This window comes from Microbacterium sp. NPDC089189 (genome assembly GCF_040685095.1).
GTDB lineage: Bacteria > Actinomycetota > Actinomycetes > Actinomycetales > Microbacteriaceae > Microbacterium.
The window spans coordinates 226,434-234,687 of the sequence record NZ_JBFBHG010000001.1 but is presented as its reverse complement, the minus strand read 5'-3'; the positions used below and the strand labels follow the sequence as shown (position 1 = coordinate 234,687).

The window sequence follows — 8,254 nt, the reverse complement described above, 5'->3', positions numbered from 1 at the left end:
AGCGCGGGCGGCGGGCCGCCGGCGGGGGCGCGCCCTCACCTCGGATACCTGCGGCGGGCGGCGCCCGCCCCCGCGCGGCCGGCCCCCCCACGACTGCGCGGCGACCTCCTGGTAGGCGGCGAAGAGCAGCGACTCGTCGGGCGCCTGCAGCACCGTGGGGCGTGCGATGTCATCGAGCACGATGAACCGCAGCATCCCGCCGCGCGACTTCTTGTCGCGCTGCATCGTGGCCAGGAGCGTCGGCCACGCGCCGGCGCGGTACGACGTCGGGAGCCCCAGCGACTCGAGCACATCGCGATGCCGCTGCGCGGCGGCGTCCGAGAGGCGTCCTGCCAGGCGGGAGAGCTCGGCGGCGTAGACCATGCCGATCGAGATGGCGGCGCCGTGGCGCCAGCGGTAGCGTTCCGCGTGCTCGATCGCGTGACCCAGCGTGTGTCCGTAGTTGAGGATCTCGCGCAGCCCCGCCTCGCGGAAGTCCTCGCCGACGACCTTCGCCTTCATGTCGATCGCGAGCTCCAGGCAGAGGCGGAACGCGGCCGAGGTCGGGTCGACGATGCCCGCCGGATCGGCCTCGATGAGGTCGAGGATCTCGGGCGCCCAGATGAAGCCCGCCTTCACGACCTCGGCGAAACCCGCCGTCGCCTCGTTCTGCGACAGCGAATCGAGCATCGAGAGGTCGCAGACGACCGCCTGCGGTGCCCAGAACGCGCCGACGAGGTTCTTGCCCTCCGCGGTGTTGATGCCGGTCTTCCCGCCGACCGCGGCATCGACCATGCCGAGGACCGTCGTCGGCACCTGGACGAGCTGGATGCCGCGCAACCAGGTGGCGGCGACGAAGCCCGCGAGATCGGTGACGGCACCGCCGCCGAACCCGACGACGGCGTCCGTGCGGGTGAAGTCGGACTGCCCCATGACCTGCCAGCAGAACGCGGCGACCTCGACGCGCTTGCCCTGCTCGGCGTCGGGGATCTCCGCGAGGAGCACCTCGCGACCGCCGTCGCCCATCAGCCGCTCGCGCAGCTCGTTGGCGCGGTCGGTCAGGGTGGGCGGGTGCACGACCAGGACCTTGCGGACGGCCGGCGCGAGCGCCTCGCCGACCGCATCCAGGATGTCCCGTCCCAGCCGGATGTCGTATCCGCCGTCACCGGGAACGGTGATCACCGTCGTCTCGGTCATGGCCGTTCTCCTTTCGGGGTCGCGCTGCGCGCCCAGGTCGCGATCGCCTCCACCACATCGCCGAGCGGTCCGGAGGAGGTGTCGAAGGTCTCGTCCGCGACCTCGCGGTACAGCGGCAGGCGGGACTCGAAGATCCGCCGCCAGGAGGCGATGGGATCGTCGTCGCCGGCCAGCAGCGGGCGTCCGGCCCCGGCGATGCGTCCCGCGACGATCGCGGGCGACACGGTCAACAGCGCTACCCGGTGCCCGCGCAGGTCGTCGCGCGTGCGCGCGTCGAGCACCGATCCCCCGCCGAGCGACACCACGCCGCCGCGGAGCAGCGCCTGCTGCACGGCGGCGCGCTCGAGCGCGCGGAAGTGCTCTTCGCCGTGGGCCTCGAAGAGCGCCGGGATGGGCCCGTGCTCCTGGACGACCAGGGCGTCGGTGTCGACGAAGCCAGTGCCGAGCGCCTTCGCGACCCGGCGCCCGATGCTCGTCTTCCCGGCCCCCATCGGGCCCACGAGCACGAGCGCGGGATCAGCCGACGGTGTCATCGAGCAGCAGAGCCGCGTCGCTCGCGGAGTGCGTGCGGAGTCCCTCGGGGATCGCGTCGAGGTAGCCCCGGAGGTTGCGTGCGGTCTCCCCCACGCTGTCGCCGCCGAACTTCTCCAGCACGACGTCCGCGAGGACGACGGCGACCATGGCCTCGGCCACGACCCCCGCTGCGGGAACGGCGCAGACGTCGGAGCGCTGGTGATGCGCGGACGCGGTCTCACCGGTGGCCACGTCGATCGTCCGCAGCGAGTGCGGCACGGTCGCGATGGGCTTCATGCCGGCACGCACGCGCAGAACGGTGCCGGTCGACATCCCGCCCTCGGTGCCGCCGGCGCGATCGCTGGCACGGGTGATCCCGTCGGCCGCGGCGAACAGCTCGTCGTGCGCGGCCGAACCGCGGCGGCGCGTGGTCTCGAAGCCGTCGCCGACCTCGACGCCCTTGATGGCCTGGATGCTCATGAGCGCCTGCGCGAGCTTGGCGTCGAGGCGACGGTCCCACTGCACGTGGGATCCGAGCCCCGGGGGCAGCCCGTAGGCGAGCACCTCGACGATGCCGCCCAGCGTGTCGCCGTCCTTCTTCGCGGCATCGACCTCGGCGACCATCCGTTCGGAGGTCTCGGCGTCGAAGCAGCGCAGCGGATCCGCGTCGAGGGCGGCGACGTCGTCCGGCCCCGGAAGGGGACGACCCTCCGGCACCTGCACCGGTCCGATCGACAGGGTGTGGCTGACCAGGCGGATGCCGAGCTCCGCGAGGAAGCCGCGGGCGACGGCGCCGAGGGCCACGCGCGCCGCAGTCTCGCGTGCGCTCGCGCGCTCGAGGATCGGACGGGCCTCGTCGAAGTCGTACTTCTGCATGCCCACGAGGTCCGCGTGGCCCGGACGCGGGCGGGTGAGGGGGGCGCTGCGTCCGCGCGAGCGCTCGGTCATCTCGACCGGCTCGGGGTTCATGACCTCGATCCACTTGGGCCACTCGGTGTTGCCGATGCGCAACGCGATCGGGCTGCCGAGGCTGGATCCGTGACGGACGCCGGACGAGATCGTGAGCTCGTCCTCCTCGAACTTCATGCGCGAACCACGGCCGTAGCCGAGCTTTCGTCGAGCGAGGTCGGCTTGGATCGCCTCACGGGACACCGGCACGCCCGAGGGCAGGCCTTCCATGATGGCGACGAGTTCGGGGCCGTGGGATTCACCGGCCGTGAGCACGCGGAGCATTCCTCTAGTCTCCCATGATCGCCCGGCGCATCGCGGCCAGGACCGCATCCTCGTCGGGAAGACGCGCGTCGGGGTCCCCCGCCGCGAACACGCGGACCTGCAGCAGGGCCTGGTGCAGCAGCATCCCGAGACCCGACACCGCGCTCTGCCCCCGCGCCTGCCAGGCCACCGCAAGAGGCGTCGGCCAGGTGCCGTAGACGACGTCGAGCAGCGGCCCGCCCGCCCGCGCCAGCGCGTCGGCGACGGCCGGGTCGATGTCCGCCTCACCCGGCAGGGTCGCGATCGTCAGCTCCACGTCGGGATGCGGTCCCTCGAGCGCGGCGCCCCGGACCCGCACACCCAGCTCGCTGCCGACGGCGGCGAGAGCGGCGGCGGCCTCCGGGCGGCGCGCCACGACGAACACGTCGCGCGCGCCCATCTCGCCGAGTGCCACGAGAGCCGAGGTCGCGGTGGCGCCCGTTCCCACGATCCGCGCGGTGCCGACGCCGTCGACCCCGGCGTCCCCGAGACTCGCGACGATCCCGCCCACGTCGGTGTTGAACCCGCGCGGGCCGTGCGGCGTGAACAGCAGAGTGTTCACGGCGCGGGTCAGCTGCGCGCGGCGATCCCGCCGAACCGCGGTGCGGAAGGCCACGGACTTGAGCGGCATCGTGAGCGACAGACCCCGCCACGCCGGGCTCAGCCCGGCGAGCGTCGCCGCGAACGCCGCCTCGTCGACACGCCGCCGCTCGTACTCCCAGTCGTAGCCGAGCTCGGCGTAGGCGGCGGCGTGCAGGCGCGGCGAGAGGCTGTGGTCGATCGGGTCGCCCCACACCGCCAGACGTCGTGCGGTCAGCACCCGGAGTCCGGGTTGTCGCGGCACCAGCTGCGCCACTGCTCCACCGCTTGCTCGTGCTCGGAGGCGGTCGAGGTGAAGACCGTCTCTCCGGTGTCGAGGTTCACGGTGACGAAGTACATCCACGGCCCCTCGGCGGGCGCCATGGCCGCGGCGATGGCGAGATCGCCCGGGTTGGAGATCGGCCCCACCGGCAGCCCCGGATGCACGTACGTGTTCCAGAGGTTGTCGTCGCTCAGCGCCTCGGCCGAGGAGCTCGCGGTGCCGTCGTGCATCTCGCCGTAGCCGTACTGCACCGTCGAATCCATCTGCAGCAGCCCGAAGGTCTCCTGGTTGGAGGGGTCGAGCCGGTTCGCGATCACGCGCGAGACCTTGTAGAAGTCGTCGCTGCTGCGCGCCTCCCGCTGGATGATCGACGCGATCGTGAGGATCCGCTGACGATCGTCGACCGGCACCGCGGCCGCATCCAGCGACTGCACCGCGCGATCCACCATCGTCTGCACGATCTGCGGCGCGGTCACGCCCGGGTCGAACGTGTAGGTGGCGGGGAAGAGCCAGCCCTCGAGCGACGAGGCGGAGACGCCGTACGCCGCGGGATCGGCGACCGCGGCCTGCAGATCCTCGAGGGGCATGCCCATCTGGTCGGCGATCTGCACGATCGACTGCTCGACGGTCAGGCCCTCACGCAGCTGCGTGGTGTTCTCGCGGCGCGTCTCGGGATTCGCCAGCGCCTCCAGCACGGCGGCGGAGGTCATCCGCTGCTGCAGCTGGAACACACCGGGCTGGAAGGTGAACGCAACGGAATTCTCGATCATGTAGTCGTAGAGCGAATCGGGCGTCTTGGTCACACCCGCGTCGTACAGCTTCTGCGACACCTGCGGTCCGGCATCGCCCGACGCGATCGTCAGCGTCGCCTCGCCGGTCGCTTCGCCGGCCTCGAACTCCTTGGGCTCCTCCCAGCCGAAGAACTCCCGGACCTTCTCCTCGTAGGTGTTCCACACCCAGATGCCGCCGGCAGCGACGCCGCCGACCAGCACCACGACGATCGCCAGGGCGATCCAGCCGCCGCGACGACGACGCTTCTTGTCGGGCGGCGGAGGCGGCGTCCCGAGCACCTCGGTCGTCGCCTCGCCCGTGAACAGGTCGTCGAGCGACGGCTTGGGAGCGCGCGGCGCGGCACGGGGCGGCGGCGCGGGCTCGGGGCTCGGCTTGGTGATCGGGGGGTGATCGGCCGCGGGGGCGGGACGGGCGGGCGTCTCCCCCGTGGGCACGTTCTCGTCGCGCGCCGCTGCTTCGCGGGCCGCGCGTCGGGACGGCGGAATATCGGACATCAGTCGAGCTCCTGGGCCGGGGATACGGGTGTTCCGGACGCGTGACCCGAGCGCTTCTCGATATCGAGGGCGTTCTGCAAGAGGATCACGGCAGCGACCTGGTCCACTATGCCACGGGATGAGCGCTGGGAGCGTCCGGACTGGCGCAGCGCCGCGTGCGCCGACACCGTGCTGAGCCGCTCGTCGACGAGCCGCACGACCCGGTCGGTGCGTGCCGCAAGCTCCGCGGCGAACGCGCGGGCGTCTGCCGTCGAGGGGGTGTCGTGCCCGCTGAGCCCGATCGGCAGACCCACGAGGAGTTCGAGCGCCTCGTACTCGGCCGCCAGCTCCAGCACACGCGAGACGGAGCCCTCGTCGCGGGCGACCGTCTCGAGCGGCGTCGCGAGCATCCCGTCGGGATCGCACCGTGCGACGCCGACGCGGGCTCTGCCCACGTCGACGCCGATCCGGACTCCCCGGCGGAATTCGCTCACGCGGCCGTCGCCTGCAGTGCCTCGACGATCCCGTCGAGGGCGGTGGTGAGTGCTCCGACGTCGGAGCCGCCGCCCTGGGCAACGTCGTCGCGGCCGCCGCCCCCGCCGCCGAGCACGCCGGCAGCGGTCTTGGCGAGCACGCCGGCCTTGACGCCGGCGGCGCGGGAGCCGTCATTGGTCGCGACGATGACGACGGGACGCTCGCCGACGACGGCGCCGAGGGCCACCACGGCGGGCTCGCTGCCCAGTCGATCGCGGACGGCCAGGGCGAGGGTGCGCAGGTCGTCGCCGGACGACACGGTGCCGACGCTCGCGGCGACGACCGAGACCCGCCCGGCCCGACGCGCGCTCGCGGCCAGCTCCGGCGCCCGACCGGTCAGCGCCTGCGCCTCGAAGGCCGCGATCTTCTTCTCGGCGGCCTTGAGGCCCGCGGCGAGATCGGCGATGCGAGCGGGAAGCTGGTCGCGCGGCACCTTGAGGCTCGCGCTGAGCTGCGACACGATGGCACGCTCCGCGGCGAGGTCGCGGAAGGCGTCCAGACCGACGAGTGCCTCGACCCGGCGCGACGTGGCCCCGACGGACGACTCGCCCACCAGGTTGACGAGTCCGACCTCGGCGCTCGAGGTCACGTGCGTGCCCGCGCAGAGCTCGCGCGACCAGGGACCGCCGATGTCGACCATCCGCACGGTGCTGCCGTACTTCTCGCCGAACAGCGCCATCGCGCCGAGCTCCTTCGCCTCATCCAGTGAGAGCACGCGCGTGGTCACCTCGAGGTTCTCGCGCACCGCGTTGTTCGCGATCTCCTCGATCTCGGAGCGCGTCTCGGCGGACAGCGCCTGACCCCAGGTGAAGTCGAAGCGCAGGTAGCCCGCGCGGTTGAGCGAGCCGGCCTGGGTCGCGCTCTTGCCGAGCGTGTCGCGGAGGGCGGCGTGCACGAGGTGCGTGGCGGAGTGCGCCTGACGTGCGGCACGGCGATTCGCCGCGTCCACGACGGTCGTGGCGGCGTCGCCGACGCCGACCTCGCCGATGCTCACCTCGACCGTGTGGCTGACGAGACCGGGCACGGGCTTCTGCACGTCGATGACGTCGAGCTCGAAGCCGGCGCCCACGATCGCACCGCGGTCGGCCACCTGACCACCGGACTCGGCGTACAGCGCCGTCTCAGCCAGGATGACCTCGGCGATCTGCCCCTGCCGGGCACGGTCGACGGGGGCGCCGTCGACGAGGATGCCCAGAATGCGGGACTCGGTCTCGAGGTCGGTGTAGCCCGTGAAGACCGTCTCGCCGAGCGCACGGAACTCGCGGTACACGCTGTGGTCGGCGATGGCGCGGCGCCGGTTCTTCGCATCGGCCTTGGCCCGGGTGCGCTGTTCCAGCATGAGGGTGTCGAACGCGGCCCGGTCGACCGTGAGCCCCGCCTCGGCGGCAACCTCGAGCGTCAGGTCGATCGGGAAGCCGTAGGTGTCGTGCAGGAGGAACGCCTCGGTGCCCGACACCGCGGTGCCGCCGGCCCGCTTGGTCTCGCTGATCGACAGATCCAGGATGGAGGAGCCCGACGCGAGGGTGCGCAGGAACGTCTCCTCCTCGGCGAACGCGTACTGCGAGATCCGGTCCCAGTCGGTCGCGACCTCGGGGTAGGCGGAGCTCATGGCGTCGCGCGAGGCGGCGAACAGCTCGGGGAAGGTCGCGCCCTCCACGCCGAGCAGGCGCATGGCGCGGATCGAGCGGCGCATCAGACGACGCAGGATGTAGCCGCGCCCCTCGTTCGAGGGGGTGACGCCATCCGAGAGCAGCATGAGCGAGGACCGCACGTGGTCCGCGATGACGCGGTAGCGCACGTCGTCCTCGTGCTCGCGTCCGTAGGCGCGTCCCGAGAGCTCCACGGCGCGGTCCAGCACCGGGCGCACCTGGTCGGTCTCGTACATGTTGTCGAGGCCCTGCTTGATGAACGCGACACGTTCCAGACCCATACCGGTGTCGATGTTCTTGTTCGGCAGCTCGCCGACGATGTCGAAGTCGGTCTTGGAGCGGACGTTCGCGATCGCGTCCTGCATGAAGACGAGATTCCAGATCTCGGTGAACCGGGTGTCGTCGACCGCCGGGCCGCCGTCGCGCCCGTAGGCGGGGCCGCGGTCGAAGTAGATCTCGGAGCAGGGACCGGCGGGACCGGGCTGCCCCGTCGACCAGTAGTTGTCCTCCTTGCCGAGCCGCTGGATGCGGGACACGGGCAGCCCCGCGACCTTCTGCCACAGCGCGGCGGCCTCGTCATCCGTCTCGTAGACGGTGACCCAGAGATCCTTCTCGTCGAAGCCGAGGCCGCCGTCGGATTCCGAGGAGGTCAGCAGCTCCCAGGCGTACCCGATCGCCTCTTCCTTGAAGTAGTCGCCGAACGACCAGTTGCCGAGCATCTGGAAGAAGGTGCCGTGACGGGCGGTGTGCCCGACCTCCTCGATGTCGTTGGTGCGGATGCACTTCTGCACATCGGCGGCGCGCGGGAAGGGCGCAGGCACCGTGCCGTTCAGGTACGGCACGAAGGGGACCATGCCGGCCACGGTGAACAGCAGCGTCGGGTCATCGCTGACCAGTGACGCCGACGGCACGATGACGTGGTCGTTCTTCTCGAAGTAATTCAGGTATCGCTGGGCGATCTCGGCGGTCTTCATGCGATGTCTATCCTCGGGCAGGAGCGTTCG

7 protein-coding genes are annotated in these 8,254 nt (G+C 71.7%); all 7 read right to left on the bottom strand.

Annotated elements, in window-relative coordinates; all coding sequences use genetic code 11:
• Positions 1-1,176 (bottom strand): 3-dehydroquinate synthase (gene aroB / locus AB0N73_RS01160; RefSeq protein ID WP_363559478.1); only part of this gene is annotated, 1,176 nt, incomplete at its 3' end.
• Positions 1,173-1,709, bottom strand: a complete 537-nt coding sequence (locus AB0N73_RS01155; RefSeq protein WP_363559476.1) for a shikimate kinase — start codon at positions 1,707-1,709, stop codon at positions 1,173-1,175. The genes AB0N73_RS01155 and aroB, both read right to left, overlap by 4 nt.
• A complete protein-coding gene (gene aroC, locus AB0N73_RS01150; RefSeq protein WP_363559474.1) occupies positions 1,693-2,922 on the bottom strand; it encodes a chorismate synthase in 1,230 nt (409 codons plus the stop codon). Before aroC ends, AB0N73_RS01155 begins: the two co-directional genes overlap by 17 nt.
• A 4-nt stretch (positions 2,923-2,926) precedes the next feature.
• Positions 2,927-3,787 carry a shikimate dehydrogenase gene (locus tag AB0N73_RS01145; RefSeq protein WP_363559492.1) on the bottom strand — a complete coding sequence of 287 codons (861 nt, stop codon included), beginning with the start codon at positions 3,785-3,787 and terminating at the stop codon, positions 2,927-2,929.
• A complete protein-coding gene (mltG, locus tag AB0N73_RS01140; RefSeq protein ID WP_363559472.1) occupies positions 3,754-5,088 on the bottom strand; it encodes an endolytic transglycosylase MltG in 1,335 nt (444 codons plus the stop codon). Before mltG ends, AB0N73_RS01145 begins: the two co-directional genes overlap by 34 nt.
• On the bottom strand, positions 5,088-5,561 hold the full coding sequence (gene ruvX, locus AB0N73_RS01135; RefSeq protein ID WP_363559470.1) for a Holliday junction resolvase RuvX: 474 nt from the start codon (positions 5,559-5,561) through the stop codon (positions 5,088-5,090). The genes mltG and ruvX overlap by 1 nt, the downstream gene beginning before the upstream one ends.
• Entirely contained in the window at positions 5,558-8,224 is a 2,667-nt protein-coding gene (gene alaS / locus AB0N73_RS01130; RefSeq protein WP_363559468.1) for an alanine--tRNA ligase, read from the bottom strand. Before alaS ends, ruvX begins: the two co-directional genes overlap by 4 nt.
• Positions 8,225-8,254: the final 30 nt, after the last annotated feature.